Origin of the sequence: Mycoplana sp. MJR14, from assembly GCF_029210525.1 — a bacterium.
In the GTDB taxonomy this organism is placed as follows: Bacteria; Pseudomonadota; Alphaproteobacteria; order Rhizobiales; family Rhizobiaceae; genus Mycoplana.
The window spans coordinates 209,329-226,522 of record NZ_JARGEO010000005.1 but is presented as its reverse complement, the minus strand read 5'-3'; the positions used below and the strand labels follow the sequence as shown (position 1 = coordinate 226,522).

Genomic DNA, 17,194 nt, shown 5'->3' with positions numbered 1-17,194 from the left:
GGCGCGAAGGCCCCGCTCCCGAATTCGGAAGAAATGGAAGCCCGATGACTGCAATCGAAGATCGCTGCCGCCTCGTCCTGATCGTGCCGGAGGGCGATGATGCCGCCGCACGCAGGCGCATGCTGGAGGACGCGCTTCGCGGCGGTGATGTCGCATCGGTGATCGTGCCGCAATACGGGCTCGACGACGGCGAGTTCCAGAAGCACGCGGAAGCGCTGGTGCCGGTGATCCAGGCGGCGGGTGCCGCGGCGCTGATCGCCGGCGACACGCGCGTGGCCGGCCGTGCCAAGGCCGACGGCATCCATGTGACCGGCGGGCTGGAGGCGCTCGCGGATGCGATGGAGAAGCATTCGCCGCGGCTGATCGTCGGCGGCGGCAATGCCAAGGACCGCCACCAGGCGCTGGAGATCGGCGAGATCGGGCCGGACTACATCCTCTTCGGAAAGATCGGCGGCGACATCAAGCCGGAGGCGCATCCGAAGAACCTCGCGCTCGGCGAGTGGTGGGCCTCGATGGTCGAGGTCCCCTGCATCGTGATGGGCGGCACCGACCCGGCCTCGGCACTCGCCGTCGCCGAGACCGGCGCCGAGTTCGTGGCGCTCTGCCAGGCCGTCTTCGCCGAACCGGCCAATGCCGCGCAGGTGGTCGCGTCGGTCAACGCGCTCCTTGACGAAAAAGCGCCACGGTTCGAGGATTAAAGCCGTGCGGATGATGAGGGCTTTCGTTCACCGGCCATTGCGGCTGACCACGCTTCTTTGCTGCGCGCTCGCCGCAGCCGCGCCGGCATTCGCTCAAGCCCCCGCAAAGCCCGAGGCCGCACCGGCCGGCGTGAACCCGGCCGCTGTTCTTCCCGGCGTGCCCGGCGCGCCGGTCGCGGGTGGCGGTTCCGGCACGGCGGCGCCCGTGGCCCCGACCGAGATGAGCGAGGACGGCAACGCGGCGGCGCTCGACGGACCGGCACCGGCCGAGCGCAGTTCCCGCCTTCTGGATCCCGCCCAGGATAACGCGGCGATCGGCAGGATCGCGCCGAACGGCGGCCAGGCCGCGCAGCCGGCACCCTCGACGGGCCTCGGCGTGCTTGACCGCATGGGCGCGCCGCTGCCCGACCTTCCCGCCGAGAAGGCCTTCACCGGCAAGGTGGACGAGGCCTACGGGGCCTATCAGCGCGGCTACTATCTGACGGCGATGGACAGGGCGCTGCCGCGGGCCCAGAACGGCGATGCGGCCGCCCAGACGCTGGTGGCCGAATTGTTCGACCAGGGGCTGGGGGTCAAGCGCGACCGCAGCCAGGCCGCCTTCTGGTACAAGCAGGCCGCCGAGGGCGGGGACCCCGCCGGCATGTTCAAGTATGCGTTGCTGCTGATGGAGGGCCGGCAGGTCGAGCGGGACCGCAAGAAGGCCGACGAGTTCATGAAGCGGGCCGCGGACGCCGGCAATCCGTCCGCCCAGTTCAACTACGGCCAGATGCTGGTCGCCGACGGCGCGGCCGACAAGGGGCTGCGCGCGGCGCTGCCCTACTACGAGAAATCCGCCGAACAGGGCATCGCGGATGCGCAATATGCCCTGTCGCAGCTCTACATCAACCTGGACGGCCTGCCGCCGGAGAAGACGAGCCGCGCCCGCGAATGGCTGCTGCGGGCCGCCCGCGCCGGCTTCGATACCGCACAGCTCGATCTCGGCATCTGGCTCGTCAACGGGGTGGCCGGCGAGCGGGACTACGAGGCCGGTTTCAAATGGCTGAAGCGGGCGGCCGACGGCGGCAACGTCGTGGCGCAGAACCGGATCGCCTATCTCTACATCAACGCGCTCGGAACGAAGCCGGACCCGATCGAGGCCGGCAAGTGGTTCGTGCTGTCGCGGCGGGCCGGCCTCAACGACGCCGGGCTCGAGGACTTCTACCTGGGCCTGACCGACGAACAGCAGAAGGCGGCGATCTCGGCCGCCAACAAGTTCCGGGTACGCTAAGCCTGTGGCTCCAAAGAGGCGCCACAGGCGTTAGGGCCGGTTCGCCTGCCTTGCGCGGCGCGAATGGCTCTCCTGCCGCGCGCAGGCTTGAACTTTGAAGGGATTTGTGGTCTTGAGGCCGCCAGACGGGTTTCCGGCCGCTCCGGCCGCGCGGAACCGCAAAAATCTCTACGGAATTCTCAATGAAAATCAGCGGCAGCGAAATCAAGCCGGGCAATCTCATCGAGCACAATGGCGGCCTGTGGGCGGCCGTGAAGTGCAACACGGTCAAGCCGGGCAAGGGCGGGGCGTTCAACCAGGTCGAACTGAAGAACCTGGTGGACGGCACCAAGCTCAACGAGCGCTTCCGCTCGTCGGAGACGGTCGAGCGGGTCGAGCTGGAGAAGAAGGACTTCCAGTTCCTGTTCGAGCAGGGCGACGGCCTCGTCTTCATGGACGTCGATAGCTACGACCAGCTGGAGCTGCAGAAGGAATTCGTCGGCGACCGCGCCGCCTTCCTGCAGGACGGCATGATGGTGACGGTGCAGCTCTACGACGAGAAGCCGATCGGCGTCTCGCTGCCCGACCAGGTCGTGCTGGCGGTCGCCGAAGCCGATCCGGTGATCAAGGGGCAGACGGCCGCGTCCTCCTACAAGCCGGCGATCCTGGAGAACGGCGTTCGTGTGCTGGTCCCGCCCTTCATCGAGGCCGGCGAACGCATTCTGGTCGACACCAACGAAATCACCTATCTTCGGCGCGCCGACTGATAAGATATATCCGCCGGCCCTGGCATCGGACATGCCTGCCCGCCGGACAACTGACAAGGACAGGCCCCGATGGCTCGCTCAGCTCTTCTCAACGTGATGGTCCAGGCTGCCTTCAAGGCCGGCAAGTCGCTCTCGCGCGATTTCGGCGAGGTGCAGAACCTCCAGGTTTCCCTCAAGGGACCGGGCGACTATGTCTCCCAGGCCGACCGCAAGGCCGAGAAGCTGATCCGCGAGGAACTGCTCAAGGCGCGCCCGACCTATGGCTTCCTCGGCGAGGAGAGCGAGGAGATCAAGGGCACAGACGGTGCACATCGCTGGATCGTCGATCCGCTCGATGGCACGACCAACTTCCTGCACGGCATCCCCTGCTTCGCCTCCTCGATCGCGCTGGAGCGCAACGGCGAGATCGTCGCCGCCGTCGTGCTCAATCCGGCGACCGATGAGCTCTATACGGCGGAGAAGGGCGGCGGGGCGTTCCTGAACGATCGCCGGCTGCGGGTGGCGGCACGCAAGGAGCTGTCGGACAGCGTCGTCAGCTGCGGCGCGCCGCATCTCGGCCGCGGCAACCACGGCAAGTTCCTGGTGGAGCTGCGCCACGTGATGGGCGAAGTCGCCGGCGTCCGCCGGATGGGCGCCGCCTCGCTCGACCTCGCCTATGTCGCTGCCGGCCGCTTCGACGGCATGTGGGAGCGGGATCTGGCGGCCTGGGACATCGCGGCGGGCATCCTGCTGATCCGCGAGGCGGGCGGCTTCGTCAGCGACCTCGACGGCGGCAACGCCATGCTGGAGACCGGAACGCTGGTGGCCGGCAACGAGTACATCCGCAAGGCGCTGGCAGACGTCGTCCACCGTCCGGTTCCCACCCGCTGAGGGCTGCCGCGGCGTCCGAAGGCTGCCGGCGAAGCGACCCGCGCGGCGTCCGGCGACGGCGCTTGATTGACCGCAAGTCAATGGCCGAACACCAAAATTCGGCCCTTCAATTCGGCGCAATCTTCCTCTAGGCTCCACACTCAGCAAGAGCAGGAGATGCGGAGACCATGGCAAAGCTGGCGCTGTCGGGGTGGGAGGAGCCGGCCGAGGGCGGGGAGGAATATCCCCACAAGCTGTCGAGTCCGATGCCCTTCTTCTGGACGATGGTGATCTTCCTGATCATCGTCGGGTTCGTGGGCGCCATCCTGTTCCGCCAGGCGCACGCCGCATTCAACAGCAATCCCGGCCTCAACGGCCTGATCCTCGGCGTGCTGGTGATCGGCATCCTCCTGGTGTTCAGCCATGTGCTGTCGCTGCGTCCCGAGGTGCGCTGGTTCAATTCGTTCCGGGCGGCCGGCAGCGCGGAAAAGGTCGGCCGGAATCCGGTGCTGCTCGCGCCGATGCGGGCGCTGATCGGCAAGCATCATTCGATCGCGATCTCGACCACCGCGCTTCGCTCCATCCTCGATTCGATCGCGACCCGGCTCGACGAATCGCGCGACACCTCGCGCTACCTGATCGGCCTGCTCGTCTTTCTCGGACTGCTCGGCACCTTCTGGGGCCTGCTCGGCACGATCGGCTCGATCAACACCGTGATCCAGTCCCTCGATGCCGGCGCCGGCACGGCCAACGACGTGCTCTCGGCGCTGAAGGAGGGCCTGTCGGCGCCGCTTTCGGGCATGGGGACGGCGTTCTCGACCTCGCTGTTCGGCCTGTCCGGCTCGCTCATCCTCGGCTTTCTCGACCTGCAGGCGGGGCGGGCGCAGAACCGCTTCTACATGGAACTGGAGAACTGGCTCTCGTCGGTGACCGACGTCTCCTCCGAGCTGCAGCCGGCGCTTACGGCCAATGGCGATACCACCGACGTCAAGGCGCTGGCCGAGCAGATCCTGAAATTGTCGCAGGAGGGCGGACACAGCCGCTCGACCGCCGCCATGGCCAGCCTCGCCGAAGGCATCCAGGGGCTGGTCAAGAACATGCGCAACGAGCAGCAGATGCTGCGCGACTGGATCGAGGCGCAGCAGGAAGAGGCAAAGGCGCTGCGGCGCACGCTCGACCGGCTGGCGGCGCGTGCGAGCGATCTCAACGGCGAGCGCGGCTCGGAACGAAGCCGCGAACGGCTTCGCGATCCGGCAGGGGGCGAATAGTCCATGGCGCTTGCCCGCACTCGCCGCTCTCACCGCGGGGTCGACTACTGGCCGGGGTTCGTCGATGCGCTGTCGACGCTGCTGCTCGCGATCATGTTCCTGCTCTGCGTGTTCGTCCTTGCGCAGTTCTTCCTCAGCCGCGAGATCACCGGCAAGGACGAGGTGCTCGACCGGCTGACAAGCCAGGTGAACGAACTGACCCAATTGCTCGCACTTGAGAAGAGCGGCAAGCAGGATCTGGAGGATTCGCTCGCCAACCTGCAGGCGTCGCTGGCCGAATCGGAAGGGGAGCGCTCGCGCCTGCAGCAGATCCTCAACCAGGGCGCCGGCGCCTCCGATGCCGCCAATGCCCGCATCTCCGAGCTCAGCGAGACGATCGACAGCGAGCGGCAGGTTTCGGCGCGGGCGCTCAGCCAGATCGAGTTGCTCAACCAGCAGATCGCCGCGCTGCGCAGCCAGATCGCGGCGGTGGAGGGCGCATTGCAGGCCTCAGAGGCGAAGGACGCCTCCTCGCAGGCGAAGATCGCCGATCTCGGCCGCCGCCTCAACGTCGCGCTGGCGCAGCGGGTGCAGGAGCTGAACCGCTATCGCTCCGACTTCTTCGGGCGCCTGCGGGAGATCCTGTCGGACCGGGAGAACATCCGCATCGTCGGAGACCGCTTCGTGTTCCAGTCGGAGGTGCTGTTTCCCTCCGGCGGCAGCGACCTGAACCCGGAAGGGCAGGCGGAAATGCAGAAGCTCGCCACGGCGCTGCTCGACCTCGCCAAGGAGATCCCGCCCGAGATCAACTGGGTGCTGCGCGTGGACGGCCACACCGACAACGTTCCGCTGTCGGGGACGGGCCGCTACGTGGACAACTGGGAGTTGTCATCGGCGCGCGCGACCTCGGTCGTGAAGTTCCTGATCGCCAACGGCGTTCCGGCGGACCGCCTCGTCGCCGCCGGCTTCGGCGAATTCCAGCCGCTCGCGCCGGGCGAGACCGAACAGGCGCGCGCCACCAACCGCCGCATCGAGCTGAAGCTGACGGAGAAGTAGGCGGGCCTGCGGCCGTGCTTTCGGCGGGAACTGCGGATCTGGCAACTCCGTGCCGGGTTTCCTCTCATCGCCTCGCTGCGTCCCGTTTCCGCGCCCTTCACTGCCGCAAGATTTCCGCATTGCCCTTACGCTGACGTGCGCGTAACTTCCCGGCCGGGGACAGCTTGGGAGGGCGTTCATGGATTGCGACGTGCTGGTGATCGGGGCGGGGCTTGCTGGCCTCGTCGCCGCGGCGGAGGCAGTGGAGCGGGGGCTGAGGGTGACCGTGCTGGACCAGGAGGGGGCGCAGAACCTTGGCGGCCAGGCGTTCTGGTCGCTCGGCGGCCTCTTCTTCATCGACAGCCCCGAACAACGGCGCATGCGCATCCGTGACAGCCGCGATCTGGCGCGGCAGGACTGGCTCGGCTCGGCGCAGTTCGACCGGCCGGAAGATCACTGGCCGCGGCTCTGGGCGGAGGCCTATCTCGATTTTGCCGCCGGCGAAAAGCGCGCCTGGCTGCACGCGCAGGGCATGCGCTGGTTTCCGGTCGTCGGCTGGGCCGAGCGCGGCGGCAGCCTCGCCTCCGGCCACGGCAACTCCGTGCCCCGCTTCCATGTGACCTGGGGGACGGGGCCGGGGGTGCTGGCGCCGTTCGTCCGGCGAGTGCGTGAGGCGGAGGCGAAGGGCCGGCTGTCGTTCCGCTTTCGCCATCAGGTCGACCGGCTGATCGTCACCAACGGTGCCGTCGCCGGTGCGGAAGGCACGGTGCTGAAGGAGGACCGGGCCGGGCGCGGAAAGACCAGCTCGCGCGAGGCGGCCGGGACGTTCTCGATCTCGGCGGATGCGGTCGTCGTCGCCTCCGGCGGCATCGGCGGCAACCACGAGCTGGTGCGCCGGAACTGGCCCGTCGACCGGCTCGGACCGCCGCCGGCCTCGATGGTGAGCGGCGTGCCGCACCATGTCGACGGCCGGATGCTGGAGATCGCGCAGGCCGCCGGCGGCTCCGTCATCAACGGCGACCGGATGTGGCACTATACCGAGGGCCTGCGCAACTGGGATCCGATCTGGCCGAACCACGGGATCCGCATCCTGCCCGGACCGTCGTCGCTCTGGTTCGACGCCGACGGCAACCGTTTCGCGGCCCCCGCCATGCCGGGCTACGACACGCTGGGCACGCTGAAGGCGATCCGGGCGACGGGCCATGACTACAGCTGGTTCATCCTGACCAAGTCGATCATCAAGAAGGAATTCGCCCTGTCCGGCTCGGAGCAGAACCCGGACCTGACCGGCAAGGACATCCGCCTCTTGCTGAAGCGGCTGGGCCCCAATCCGCCCGGCCCGGTGCAGGCCTTCATGGACAGGGGCGAGGACTTCATCGTCCGCGACACGCTGGAAGACCTCGTTAAGGGGATGAACGGGCTCACCGGTTCCGCGCGGCTCGATCCGGCCCATATCCGCGCGCAGATCGAGGCGCGCGACCGGGAGGTGGCCAATGCCTTTTCCAAGGATGCGCAGGTGACGGCGATCCGCGGCGCGCGCGGCTACCTGGGCGACCGGCTGATGCGCACGGCGCGGCCGCACCGCATCCTCGATCCGAAGGCCGGGCCGCTGATTGCGGTGCGCCTCCACATGCTGACGCGCAAGACGCTCGGCGGGCTGCAGACCGACCTGTCGAGCCGGGTGCTGGAACTGTCGGGAGAGCCCGTGCCGGGGCTCTATGCGGCCGGCGAGGTGGCGGGCTTCGGCGGCGGCGGGGTGCACGGCTACAACGCGCTGGAAGGGACGTTCCTCGGCGGCTGCATCTTTTCAGGTCGGGTCGCCGGCCGCAGCGTCTGCGCCTGAAACGTCCGGCTCAGCCGCGACTCGCGTCCTGATCAGAACGCCGCTGCCGCCTTCTCCTCGCCGCCATAGTCGAATTGCAGCCGGGCCAGCCTCGCATAGAGGCCGTTCTGGCGGACGAGCGACTGGTGCGTGCCTTCCTCGACGATGCGGCCGTGATCCATGACGAGGATGCGGTCCGCCTTCAGCACGGTCGCGAGCCTGTGGGCGATGACGATCGTCGTGCGGTGCCCCATCAGCTCGTCCAGCGCCTTCTGGACCAGCGTCTCGCTTTCCGCATCGAGGGCCGAGGTCGCCTCGTCCAGCAAGAGCAGCGGGGCGTCCCTGAGAATCGCGCGGGCAATCGCGATGCGCTGTCGCTGGCCGCCGGAAAGGGTGATGCCGCGTTCACCCACCATCGTGTCGAAACCATCTTCGAGCCGGTTGATGAACTCCTCCGCCTGTGCCGCCCTTGCCGCGGCGACCACGCGTTCGCGCGAGGCGCCCGGCATGCCGAACGCGATGTTGTCGGCGACGGTGGAGGCGAAGATCGTCACGTCCTGCGGCACCACCGCGATGCGGCTGCGGACCTCCTGCGGATCGGCCGTGCGCAGGTCGACGCCGTCCAGCCTGACGGTGCCGCCGGTCGGGTCGTAGTAGCGCAGCACCAGCGACAGGATCGTGCTCTTGCCGGCGCCGGAGGGACCGACGACGGCGACGGTCTCGCCGGGCCTGATCGCGAACGATAGACCGTTCAGGCTGCGGTAGCCGGGCCGCGAGGGATAGGCGAAATGCACGTCTGCGAACTCCAGCGCGCCGCGGCCGGGCACGGGCAGTGCGACGGGATTGGCGGGGGCGGTGATGGACGGCTTCTCGTGGAGGAGTTCGGTCAGCCGCTCGGCGGCGCCGGAGGCCTGCGAAAGCTCGCCCCACACCTCCGACAGCGAGCCGAGGCTGCCCGCGGCAAAGACGGAATAGAGCAGGAACTGCCCGAGTGTGCCGGCGGTGATGTTGCCCGACAGCACGTCCTGGGCGCCGAACCAGAGCACGGCGACGACGCTGCCGAAGATCATGGCGATGGCAAATCCGGTCAGCAGCGCGCGGGCGAGGATCGCTGCGCGGGCGGCGCCAAAGGCGTTTTCGACGGCGGCGCCGAAGCGCGAGCGGGCCGACGGCTCGGCGTTGAAGGCCTGCACGGTGCGGGCGGCGCCGATCACCTCGCCGGCATAGGCCGAGGCCTCGGCCAGCGTATCCTGCGCCTGCCGCGACCGGCGGCGCACCGAACGGCCGAACGCGACGAGCGGGAAGACGATGATCGGGATCGCGGCGAGCACGAGGCTCGAGAGCTTGGGGCTCGTGACGATCATCATCACGATCGCGCCGAGACAGAGGATCAGGTTGCGCAGCGCCACCGACGCCGTCGCGCCCACCGCCGACTTGATCTGGGTCGTGTCGGCCGTCAGCCGCGAGACGATCTCGCCGGACTGGTTCTGATCGAAGAAGGCGGGCGAAAGCCGGGTGACATGGTCGAACACCTCGCGGCGCAGGTCGGAGACGACGCGCTCGCCCAAGGTGATGACGAAGTAGTAGCGGAAGGCGCTGGCGAGCGCGAGCAGCAGCGCCAGCACGAACAGCATCATGAAATAGGTGTCGATGAAGCCGGCGTCGGCCTCGGAGAAACCGTGGTCGATCATCCGGCGCACGGCGGTCGGCAGGGCGAGCGTGGTGACGGCGGCGGTGACGAGCGCGACACAAGCGCCGGCGACAAGGCCGCGGTAGCGGGCGAGATAGGGAAGCAGCGTCGCGAGCGGCCTCAAGGATTTGCGCTCGCCCTTGCGCGAAGGGCCGGCTTTTGTCTCTGTGCTCACGTCTACCTCGTCGGTTGCGGGGACGCCGGGCGCCGAAATCTCTTTCGGCTCTTGTTATCCCGCCGGCCTTCATGTATAGGCTCGCCATCGAATTGGGAAGCCGCTGGCCTGATCGGTCGCGGCTTCATTTACGTCTTTGGCCCGGCTGCCGCAACCGATTGCGACAAAAGGTCTCCGGAACACGCAGGAAGATTGTCATGAAGGCTGATATCCATCCCGACTACCACACCATCAAGGTCGTCATGACCGACGGCACCGAGTACGAGACCCGCTCGACCTGGGGTTCCGAAGGCGCGGTCATGAACCTCGAAATCGACCCGAAGTCCCATCCGGCATGGACGGGCGGCAACCAGCAGCTCATGGACCGCGGCGGCCGCGTCTCCAAGTTCAAGAAGCGCTTCGAAGGCCTCGGCCTCTAAGCCTTTCGCCGATTGCGACTGTGACGAAGCCCGGGTCCGCCCGGGCTTTCTTGTTTTCAGGACGTGTCGTTTTCAGGGCCTGTTGTTTTCAAGGCTGGCCGGCGGGCATGAAAAAACCCGGCCGGGGCCGGGTTCGGGTATCGCCTGAGGCTTCTTGGCCGTTCAGTTGTTGCCGAAGGCGGTCTGCAGCAGGCTCAGTTGCGCCTGGACGCTGTTCTGGTTGTCCGGCACGAAGCTCTGGGCCTCCTGTGGGCGGTACATTTCGCGATCGAGCAGGGCGACGCGGTTCTGCAGGCGCAGCGACCGCTCCACGAGGTCGCGGAAGGATTCCGGCAGTTCGTTCCAGCCGGGCGCGGCACGGTCGACGTTGAAGCCGTCGAGGCGGACCTTGCTCTTCTCCGACAGTACCTGATCGCGCGTCATCTCGCCGTTGTTGACGGCGCGCTGCAGCAGCAGCCAGGACGCCATCTGCATCAGGCGGGTCGTCAGCCGCATGGATTCGGCGGCATAGAGGACCGAGGCCATGCGCGGCAGCACCTTGGCGGCCTGGCGGCCGGGGCCGTCCAGATAGCTGGCCGTTTCCTCGACGAGACCCATGCCCTCGGCATAGAGGTTCTTGAACTGCGACGAGGTGGCAACGTGGCCAGCGAAGCTGACGGTATTCAATCCTCTTTCAGACATGGCCCCATTTCCCGTTTGACGCATCACAATTCCGGTAACCCGCAGCGGTGGAGAAGAGTTCCACCGGGCTCAATTTCATGCAAACACGATGGAGGCATAGCCCATTTCGCGCAAGCACGATCTTAAGAAAGGGTTAATCTCCACAATTCTTTACAACGGCCTGGCACAGCTGGAAAGGGCGCAAAAAAAGAGCCGCGGGAAAGCGGCTCTCAAGGTAAAACAGGGAGAAAATCAGACCCATTCCCCAAGCGGCGAAAATGTCTGAGTCCGGACGGGTCCGGACATGCGATTAATAGCTGATGAAGCTTAATGCTCGGTTAACTCTGACGGCGTCCGGGCCGCGTTGCCGCACCTGCCTGCCGCAATCGGATGCGGGCCGATCAGCGGAACAGCTTCTCCGCAGCCGAGCGGCTGGCGCCCTTGCGCGTCTTCTCGTCCTCCAGCCTTGCGATCTCCGCCTTCAAGAGGTCGATTCGGCTGGCCAGCTCGTCGACCGACAAGAGCGACAGGTCGCAGCCGATCTCGTGCGCCACCTTGCGAACGGGTCTGTCATCGTCGTTGATGCTCATCGCTCTTCCTCCGTCATGGCTTGCGGGGCGGTTTCGGGCGCGGCCGCGGCCTGGCTGGCGCGCGGCGACATGCGCAGGCTTTCCGGCGTGGTCAGCGTGCCGGGATTGATCGTGGTGTAGGTCTCGCGCGCGCTCGCGGGAAGGGCGGCGCGGCGCCTGCTGCGGAAGATCGCATAGGCGGTGATCAGAAGATGCGACGCGCTGGTGACGACGAACAGCGAATAGGGCCCGACCGAGGTCATGACCGGGCCGCCGAGCGTCGGGCCGATGATCGTGCCGACGCCGTAGAGCAGCAGCAGGCCGCCCGACACCTTCACGAAATCCTCCGGGCTTGCGAAGTCGTTCGCATGCGAGACCGCGATCGGATAGAGCGCGTTCGCCGCCGCCCCGTAGATCGCGGTGACGACGAGCAGCGGAATGACGGAGACGGGCTGCAGCATGAACATCATCAGGCCGGCGAGGGCGGCCAGGGCCGAGAGTGCCGCCAGCACGTAGCGCCGGTCGACGCGGTCGGAGACCCGGCCGGCCGGCAGCTGCATGACGGCGCCGGCAAAGATCGTGACACTCATCATCATCGCAATCGTGCTGGAGGCCAACCCCGCCTCGGCACCGAAGACGGCGCCGAGCGTGCCGAAGGCGCCGTTGGCGATTCCGATCAGCACGATGCCGACGCAGGCGACGGGAGAGGTGCGGAAGAGGGTGGGGATGTCAAGGCTGACCTGCTTCAGCGGCTGCGGCGAGGCCGCGGTCGACAGCGTCGTCGGCAGCATGGCCAGGCAATAGAGGATGCCCGCCACCATGAACAGGATGGGCGTGCCGATATCGCCGAGGGTCACCATCATCTGGCCGCCGACGACCCCGAACAGCGTGATCGCGATGTAGAGCGAGAAGATCACGCCGCGGCTCTCGTTCGTCGCCCGTTCGTTCAGCCAGCTCTCGATGATCATCGAGGTGCCGGCGATCGAGAAGCCGGTGACGGCGCGCAGCGCCACCCACCAGAACGGATCGACCAGGATGCCGGTCAGAAGCGCGATGATCGCAATCAAGGAGGCGAAGCCGGAAAAGGCGCGCACGTGGCCGATGCGCTTGACCACCTTCGGCGCCAGCAGGCAGCCGAGCACGAAGCCGGAGGCCCAGGAGGTGCCGATCAGGCCGAGCAGGGTCGTCGGGTAGCCCTCGAAGGCGCCGCGGACGGGCAGCAGCAGGCCATGCAGGCCGTTGCCGAGAAAGAGGAACAGGGTGCCGAGCAGAAGCGCGAAGACGGAGACGAGGTTATTTCGCATCGGGTATCCCTGGAATGGCGCGGTCGCAATGAACCAATACCAAGTCTCGACAATAGGCACCCATAGGATGGCTTGCGGCTGGTCGCCGGCTAGGCGCGACGCGCAGGGCGATGCTTGCGCATCGGACAAGCGACGCAACGACGCCGGAGACCAGCCGCAAGCCACCTGCGGCTGGCTTCTCGGGCTTTCTGGCGTCGTCGAGGCCCTTGACCAATGCGACAGCATTGCCCCGCGGACCTCTCCTAGCCAGAAAGCCCGATCGAGCCAGTCCTATGGGTTCCTATTGTCGAGACTTGGTATAGGTCGACAAGCGCATGATTTCCATAGCCGATTTGCGACCCTGGGTGAATCGTGCGCGTGCGGCGGGAACCTCGGCTTGGAAAAGTGTCGCCGTTGTGACAGGAAGCGTGGAAAGAGGAACAACCATGTCGAAAGTCCTTCCGATCCTGCTGCTGGTGGCGATGGTGCTGCACATCATCCGCCCGCTCAACCTGCCCGGCCTCAGGCAGCGGCGGGATTTCTGGAAGATCGCGGTCGGGGCGATCGCGATGATGATGGTGACGGTGCTGGTGCGGCCCTGAAGTGTCCCTGAGGCGGCGATGGCGTCATGCTGCCGGCGAAGGAAGCGCGACGGCGATCCGGGGCATCGGCACCAATAATAGTCATGCCGGAATCAAAAAGGGCCGCACTGGGCGGCCCTCCATGAGGTTTGGCCTGTGACAGGCCCGGGCCTTTGGGCCCGAGGAAGGTTGGGTCAGAACGAGGGCTGCCTCGCTGCTGCCACCGCATTTCCCATTGCCGTCACGAAGACCGAAATCTCATTAGACATTGGACCACCTTCCTTTCTGTTCGTTGACGTTACCTGCAATGTAGGTCCTTGGCGCGGCGATGCAAGGGGCTCCCCGGCGATTGCCACGTCGTAGACGCCTCAGGCCGCCTTCTCCATGTCCTTCTTCCATTGCCCGCGGGCAGCGAGGCTGCACATCTTGGCGCGGTGGCTGAAGGCGCGCTTGCCGGCGGCGATGTTCTCCGGCCGTCCGCCCCAGGCCTCCAGCGCCTCGGTCTGCAGCGCACGGCCATAGGAGAAGGTCAGCGTCCAGGGCAGGGGGCCCATGGCGTTCATCGCCGAAAGATGGGCCGTGGCCTCCTCCGTCGTCTGGCCGCCGGAGAGAAAGGCGATGCCGGGGACGGCCGCGGGCACCGTGCGCTTCAGCACGCGCAGCGTCCGCTCCGCCACTTCCTGCACCGAGGCCTTGCGCGCTTTCTTGCCGTCGATGACCATGGACGGCTTCAGGATCATGCCCTCGAGCGAGACGCGCTGGTCGGCCAGCTCCTCGAAGGTGATGCGCAGCGTCTCTTCCGTCACCTCCTCGGAACGCTTGATCGAGTGGTTGCCCGGCACGCCGTCCATCAGCACCTCCGGCTCGACGATCGGCACGATGCCGGCCTCCTGGCAGAGCGCCGCATAGCGGGCGAGCGCATGGGCGTTGGCCTTGATGGCGCCGAAGCTCGGCAGCGTGTCGGAGACCGGCAGTGCTGCCCGCCACTTGGCGAAACGGGCGCCCGCCGCGTGGTATTTGGTAAGGCGGTCGCGCAGGCCGTCGAGGCCCTCGGTGACCGTCTCGCCCGGAAAGAGCGCCATCGGCTTGGCGCCGGTGTCGACCTTGATGCCCGGCACGGCGCCGGCCGCAACGATGATCTCGGCCAGCGGGCGGCCGTCGGACGCCTTCTGGAACAGGGTCTCCTCGTAGAGGATGACGCCGGAGATGAAGTCGCGCATCGCCTCCTCGGCGGAAAACAGCATCTGGCGATAGTCGCGGCGCGACGTCTCGGTCGATTCCAGGCCGATCGTGTCGAAGCGCTTCTTGATGGTGGCCGTGGATTCGTCGGCGGCGAGCAGTCCCTTGCCGGCCGTCATCATGCGGGCGGCGATCTCTTCCAGTCGTTCGCTCATGCGTCTCTCCTTGCCGTGGGCGCTTTCCTGTTCCCTGTCTTCTTCGTCTTCCGTGGCGGTCGTGGCTGCCGTTTGCGTGCATCTTCGGCTGCGACTTGCGGTGCGTCAACGAAAATGGCCCTCTCCAGGGCATGGAGGGGGCCATCCGTTGGTTCGCGCAACCGGCGCGGATTACTTCTGCTGCAGGATCTCGACGCCCGGGAGCGGCTTTCCTTCCATCCATTCGAGGAAGGCACCGCCGGCGGTGGAGACGTAGGTGAAGTCGTCGGCGACGCCGGCGTGGTTGAGGGCCGCGACCGTGTCGCCGCCGCCGGCGACCGAGATCAGCGCGCCTTCCTTGGTGCGGGCTGCCGCATGCCTGGCGGCTGCGACCGTTGCGGTGTCGAAGGGGGCGATCTCGAAGGCGCCGAGCGGGCCGTTCCAGACCAGAGTCTCGGCGCGCGAGATCCAGGCGTTGACGGCCTCGACCGACTTCGGGCCGACGTCCAGCACCATCGCATCGGCCGGGATCTTGTCGATCGCGACCACCTCGTTCTCGGCGCCGGCCTTGAACTCGCGGGCGACGACGCCGTCCTCGGGCAGGATGATGGCGCAGCCGGCGGTCGCCGCCTCGATCATGATCTGCTTGGCGGTGTCGGCGAGGTCGTGCTCGCAGAGCGACTTGCCGACGTCGGTGCCGCGGGCGGCGAGGAAGGTGTTGGCCATGCCGCCGCCGATGACGAGCGCGTCGACCTTCTTCACCAGGTTCATCAGGAGATCGATCTTGGTGGAGACCTTGGCGCCGCCGACGATGGCGACGACCGGGCGCTTCGGCTTGCCGAGGCCCTTCTCCAGCGCTTCGAGCTCGGCCTGCATGGTGCGGCCGGCATAGGCGGGCAGCAGCCGGGCGAGGCCCTCGGTGGAGGCGTGCGCGCGGTGGGCGGCCGAGAAGGCGTCGTTGACGTAGATGTCGCCGTTTGCGGCCAGCGCCCTGGTGAACTCGGCGTCGTTCTTCTCCTCGCCCTTGTGGAAGCGGGTGTTCTCGAGAAGCAGGATGTCACCGTTCTTCAGCGCATCGACGGCGGCCTTCGCCTTGTCGCCGATGCAGTCCTCGGCGAAGGCGACCGGCTTGCCGAGCACGTCCTTGAGCGCGGGCACGATCAGGCCGAGCGACTGGTCGGCGACCGGCTCGCCCTTGGGGCGGCCGAAATGGGCGAGCAGGACGACCTTGGCGCCCTTCTTCGACAGTTCGAGAATGGTGGGCGCGACGCGCTCGATGCGGGTCGCGTCGGTCACCTTGCCGTCCTTGACGGGAACGTTGAGGTCGACGCGGACGAGAACGCGCTTGCCGGCGATATCGGTGAGATCGTCTAGGGTCTTGAAGGTCATGGGCACCGCTCCTCGTATTCTGGGCCTGAAACGCCGTGCGCGGATCCGAATGTGCGTATCGGCGCCGGCGATCTGCATTCTGCATGTTCCGCCTTCACGCGAGAAGGCAGGAGATTTCCGGGCACCGGGAGGCAATCGCACCCATCTCCGTCATGCCGGACCTGATCCGGCATCCAGCGCGCCCAAGTCCTTGAGCGCAGCAAGCACTTTCGCGCCGCCGACGCGGCGCTGCTGGACCCCGGATCAAGTCCGGGGTGACGGAAGAACGGGAGCAACTCCGCCACGATAGCCTCAAACGGCGACACCCGGACATTGCTGCCGGGTGTCTTCGATCGTGATCAGATCAGCTTCGCGAAGGCGACGGCCGTGTCGGCCATGCGGTTGGAGAAGCCCCACTCGTTGTCGTACCAGGACAGGATGCGGACGAACTTGCCTTCCAGAACCTTGGTCTGGTCGAGCGCGAAGATCGACGAATGGCTGTCGTGGTTGAAGTCGCGGCTGACCAGCGGCTCGTCGGTGTAGCCGAGGATGCCCTTCAGCGCGCCGTTGGAGGCGGCCTTGATGGCCTCGTTGATCTCCTGGGCCGTGGTGTCGCGCTTGGCGACGAACTTGAAGTCGACGACCGAGACGTTCGGGGTCGGCACGCGGATCGAGGTGCCGTCGAGCTTGCCCTTCAGGTGCGGCAGCACGAGGCCGACGGCCTTGGCGGCACCCGTCGAGGTCGGGATCATCGACAGCGCTGCCGCGCGGGCGCGGTAGAGGTCCTTGTGCATCGTGTCCAGCGTCGGCTGGTCGCCGGTGTAGGAGTGGATCGTGGTCATGAAGCCGTGGTCGATGCCGACCGCGTCGTCGAGGACCTTGACCACCGGAACCAGGCAGTTGGTGGTGCACGAGGCGTTGGAGATGACCAGGTGCTCCTTGGTCAGCTTGTCGTGGTTGACGCCGAAGACGACGGTCAGGTCGGCGCCGTCGGCCGGGGCCGAGACGATGACGCGCTTGGCGCCGGCCGCGAGATGGGCGGCAGCCTTGTCGCGGGCGGTGAATATGCCGGTGCACTCCATGGCGATGTCGACGCCGAGTTCCTTGTGCGGCAGCGTCGCCGGGTCCTTGATGGCGGTGACCTTGATCGGCTTGCCGCCGCCGACGATGATCGTGTCGCCTTCGACCTTCACGTCGGCCGGGAACTTGCCGTGGATCGAATCGTAGCGCAGCAGGTGGGCATTGGTCTCGACCGGACCAAGGTCGTTGATCGCCACGACCTCGATGTCGGTGCGGCCGGATTCGACGATCGCGCGCAGAACGTTGCGGCCGATGCGGCCAAATCCGTTGATGGCAACTTTAACGGTCATTTCGGGTCTCTCCCTGTCAGAATGAAACGTGCGGGTGGCGCG

The 17,194-nt window shown here is 67.0% G+C and carries 16 protein-coding genes; 9 read left to right on the top strand and 7 right to left on the bottom strand.

The window, feature by feature from the left end; translation table 11 throughout:
- Positions 1-44 precede the first annotated feature (44 nt).
- The 7 genes from P0086_RS14415 to P0086_RS14385 all read left to right on the top strand — a co-directional run bounded on the left by P0086_RS14415 (position 45) and on the right by P0086_RS14385 (position 7,685).
- A complete protein-coding gene (locus P0086_RS14415) occupies positions 45-698 on the top strand; it encodes a thiamine phosphate synthase (RefSeq protein ID WP_112593746.1) in 654 nt (217 codons plus the stop codon).
- 10 nt (positions 699-708) lie between these two features.
- Positions 709-1,965, top strand: coding sequence for a sel1 repeat family protein (locus P0086_RS14410; protein ID WP_275786658.1), 1,257 nt, complete (start codon positions 709-711; stop codon positions 1,963-1,965).
- 182 nt (positions 1,966-2,147) lie between these two features.
- Positions 2,148-2,711: an elongation factor P gene (gene efp / locus P0086_RS14405; RefSeq protein ID WP_112593747.1), complete on the top strand. Its 564-nt coding sequence runs from the start codon at positions 2,148-2,150 to the stop codon at positions 2,709-2,711.
- 69 nt (positions 2,712-2,780) lie between these two features.
- Positions 2,781-3,581 (top strand): inositol monophosphatase family protein, encoded by an 801-nt coding sequence (locus P0086_RS14400; protein WP_112593748.1) that lies wholly within the window; start codon positions 2,781-2,783, stop codon positions 3,579-3,581.
- Positions 3,582-3,748: 167 nt separating this feature from the next.
- On the top strand, positions 3,749-4,828 hold the full coding sequence (locus P0086_RS14395) for a MotA/TolQ/ExbB proton channel family protein (protein WP_275786654.1): 1,080 nt from the start codon (positions 3,749-3,751) through the stop codon (positions 4,826-4,828).
- 3 nt (positions 4,829-4,831) lie between these two features.
- The gene (locus P0086_RS14390) at positions 4,832-5,863 is read left to right on the top strand and encodes a peptidoglycan -binding protein (protein ID WP_112593750.1); all 1,032 of its coding nucleotides are present in this window, start codon (positions 4,832-4,834) and stop codon (positions 5,861-5,863) included.
- Positions 5,864-6,041: 178 nt separating this feature from the next.
- Positions 6,042-7,685: an FAD-binding dehydrogenase gene (locus P0086_RS14385; protein ID WP_275786652.1), complete on the top strand. Its 1,644-nt coding sequence runs from the start codon at positions 6,042-6,044 to the stop codon at positions 7,683-7,685.
- 32 nt (positions 7,686-7,717) lie between these two features.
- Here the strand turns inward: P0086_RS14385 and P0086_RS14380 are convergent, their stop codons facing one another.
- Positions 7,718-9,460: an ABC transporter transmembrane domain-containing protein gene (locus P0086_RS14380; RefSeq protein ID WP_275786993.1), complete on the bottom strand. Its 1,743-nt coding sequence runs from the start codon at positions 9,458-9,460 to the stop codon at positions 7,718-7,720.
- A 266-nt stretch (positions 9,461-9,726) separates the two neighbouring features.
- Between P0086_RS14380 and rpmE the strand changes: the two genes are divergently transcribed.
- The gene (gene rpmE, locus P0086_RS14375) at positions 9,727-9,948 is read left to right on the top strand and encodes a 50S ribosomal protein L31 (protein WP_112593753.1); all 222 of its coding nucleotides are present in this window, start codon (positions 9,727-9,729) and stop codon (positions 9,946-9,948) included.
- A gap of 162 nt (positions 9,949-10,110) precedes the next feature.
- On the opposite strand, the gene P0086_RS14370 is transcribed toward rpmE, so the two are convergent.
- The 3 genes from P0086_RS14370 to P0086_RS14360 all read right to left on the bottom strand — a co-directional run bounded on the left by P0086_RS14370 (position 10,111) and on the right by P0086_RS14360 (position 12,481).
- Positions 10,111-10,629, bottom strand: coding sequence for a DUF1465 family protein (locus P0086_RS14370; RefSeq protein ID WP_112593754.1), 519 nt, complete (start codon positions 10,627-10,629; stop codon positions 10,111-10,113).
- Positions 10,630-11,009: 380 nt separating this feature from the next.
- The gene (locus tag P0086_RS14365) at positions 11,010-11,198 is read right to left on the bottom strand and encodes a DUF1192 domain-containing protein (RefSeq protein ID WP_112593755.1); all 189 of its coding nucleotides are present in this window, start codon (positions 11,196-11,198) and stop codon (positions 11,010-11,012) included.
- Positions 11,195-12,481 carry an MFS transporter gene (locus tag P0086_RS14360; protein ID WP_148149677.1) on the bottom strand — a complete coding sequence of 429 codons (1,287 nt, stop codon included), beginning with the start codon at positions 12,479-12,481 and terminating at the stop codon, positions 11,195-11,197. The genes P0086_RS14365 and P0086_RS14360 overlap by 4 nt, the downstream gene beginning before the upstream one ends.
- A gap of 425 nt (positions 12,482-12,906) precedes the next feature.
- Here P0086_RS14360 and P0086_RS14355 point away from each other — a divergent pair, with 425 nt between their 5' ends.
- A complete protein-coding gene (locus P0086_RS14355; RefSeq protein WP_275786646.1) occupies positions 12,907-13,062 on the top strand; it encodes a hypothetical protein in 156 nt (51 codons plus the stop codon).
- 347 nt (positions 13,063-13,409) lie between these two features.
- On the opposite strand, the gene P0086_RS14350 is transcribed toward P0086_RS14355, so the two are convergent.
- From P0086_RS14350 to gap, 3 genes are all read right to left on the bottom strand, one after another.
- Positions 13,410-14,435 (bottom strand): class I fructose-bisphosphate aldolase, encoded by a 1,026-nt coding sequence (locus tag P0086_RS14350; protein WP_275786643.1) that lies wholly within the window; start codon positions 14,433-14,435, stop codon positions 13,410-13,412.
- Between the two features lie 171 nt (positions 14,436-14,606).
- Entirely contained in the window at positions 14,607-15,803 is a 1,197-nt protein-coding gene (locus tag P0086_RS14345) for a phosphoglycerate kinase (protein WP_275786641.1), read from the bottom strand.
- Between the two features lie 338 nt (positions 15,804-16,141).
- Entirely contained in the window at positions 16,142-17,152 is a 1,011-nt protein-coding gene (gene gap / locus P0086_RS14340) for a type I glyceraldehyde-3-phosphate dehydrogenase (protein ID WP_112593760.1), read from the bottom strand.
- Between the last annotated feature and the right edge of the window lie 42 nt (positions 17,153-17,194).

What these genes read in the sequence shown, in the direction of transcription:
- P0086_RS14415 (WP_112593746.1), top strand. Translation starts at nt 45, where the DNA reads ATGACTGCAATCGAAGATCGCTGCCGCCTCGTCCTGATCGTGCCGGAG.
- P0086_RS14410 (WP_275786658.1), top strand. Translation starts at nt 709, where the DNA reads ATGATGAGGGCTTTCGTTCACCGGCCATTGCGGCTGACCACGCTTCTT.
- efp (WP_112593747.1), top strand. Translation starts at nt 2,148, where the DNA reads ATGAAAATCAGCGGCAGCGAAATCAAGCCGGGCAATCTCATCGAGCAC.
- P0086_RS14400 (WP_112593748.1), top strand. Translation starts at nt 2,781, where the DNA reads ATGGCTCGCTCAGCTCTTCTCAACGTGATGGTCCAGGCTGCCTTCAAG.
- P0086_RS14395 (WP_275786654.1), top strand. Translation starts at nt 3,749, where the DNA reads ATGGCAAAGCTGGCGCTGTCGGGGTGGGAGGAGCCGGCCGAGGGCGGG.
- P0086_RS14390 (WP_112593750.1), top strand. Translation starts at nt 4,832, where the DNA reads ATGGCGCTTGCCCGCACTCGCCGCTCTCACCGCGGGGTCGACTACTGG.
- P0086_RS14385 (WP_275786652.1), top strand. Translation starts at nt 6,042, where the DNA reads ATGGATTGCGACGTGCTGGTGATCGGGGCGGGGCTTGCTGGCCTCGTC.
- rpmE (WP_112593753.1), top strand. Translation starts at nt 9,727, where the DNA reads ATGAAGGCTGATATCCATCCCGACTACCACACCATCAAGGTCGTCATG.
- P0086_RS14370 (WP_112593754.1), bottom strand. Translation starts at nt 10,629, where the DNA reads ATGTCTGAAAGAGGATTGAATACCGTCAGCTTCGCTGGCCACGTTGCC.
- P0086_RS14365 (WP_112593755.1), bottom strand. Translation starts at nt 11,198, where the DNA reads ATGAGCATCAACGACGATGACAGACCCGTTCGCAAGGTGGCGCACGAG.
- P0086_RS14360 (WP_148149677.1), bottom strand. Translation starts at nt 12,481, where the DNA reads ATGCGAAATAACCTCGTCTCCGTCTTCGCGCTTCTGCTCGGCACCCTG.
- P0086_RS14355 (WP_275786646.1), top strand. Translation starts at nt 12,907, where the DNA reads ATGTCGAAAGTCCTTCCGATCCTGCTGCTGGTGGCGATGGTGCTGCAC.
- P0086_RS14350 (WP_275786643.1), bottom strand. Translation starts at nt 14,435, where the DNA reads ATGAGCGAACGACTGGAAGAGATCGCCGCCCGCATGATGACGGCCGGC.
- P0086_RS14345 (WP_275786641.1), bottom strand. Translation starts at nt 15,803, where the DNA reads ATGACCTTCAAGACCCTAGACGATCTCACCGATATCGCCGGCAAGCGC.
- gap (WP_112593760.1), bottom strand. Translation starts at nt 17,152, where the DNA reads ATGACCGTTAAAGTTGCCATCAACGGATTTGGCCGCATCGGCCGCAAC.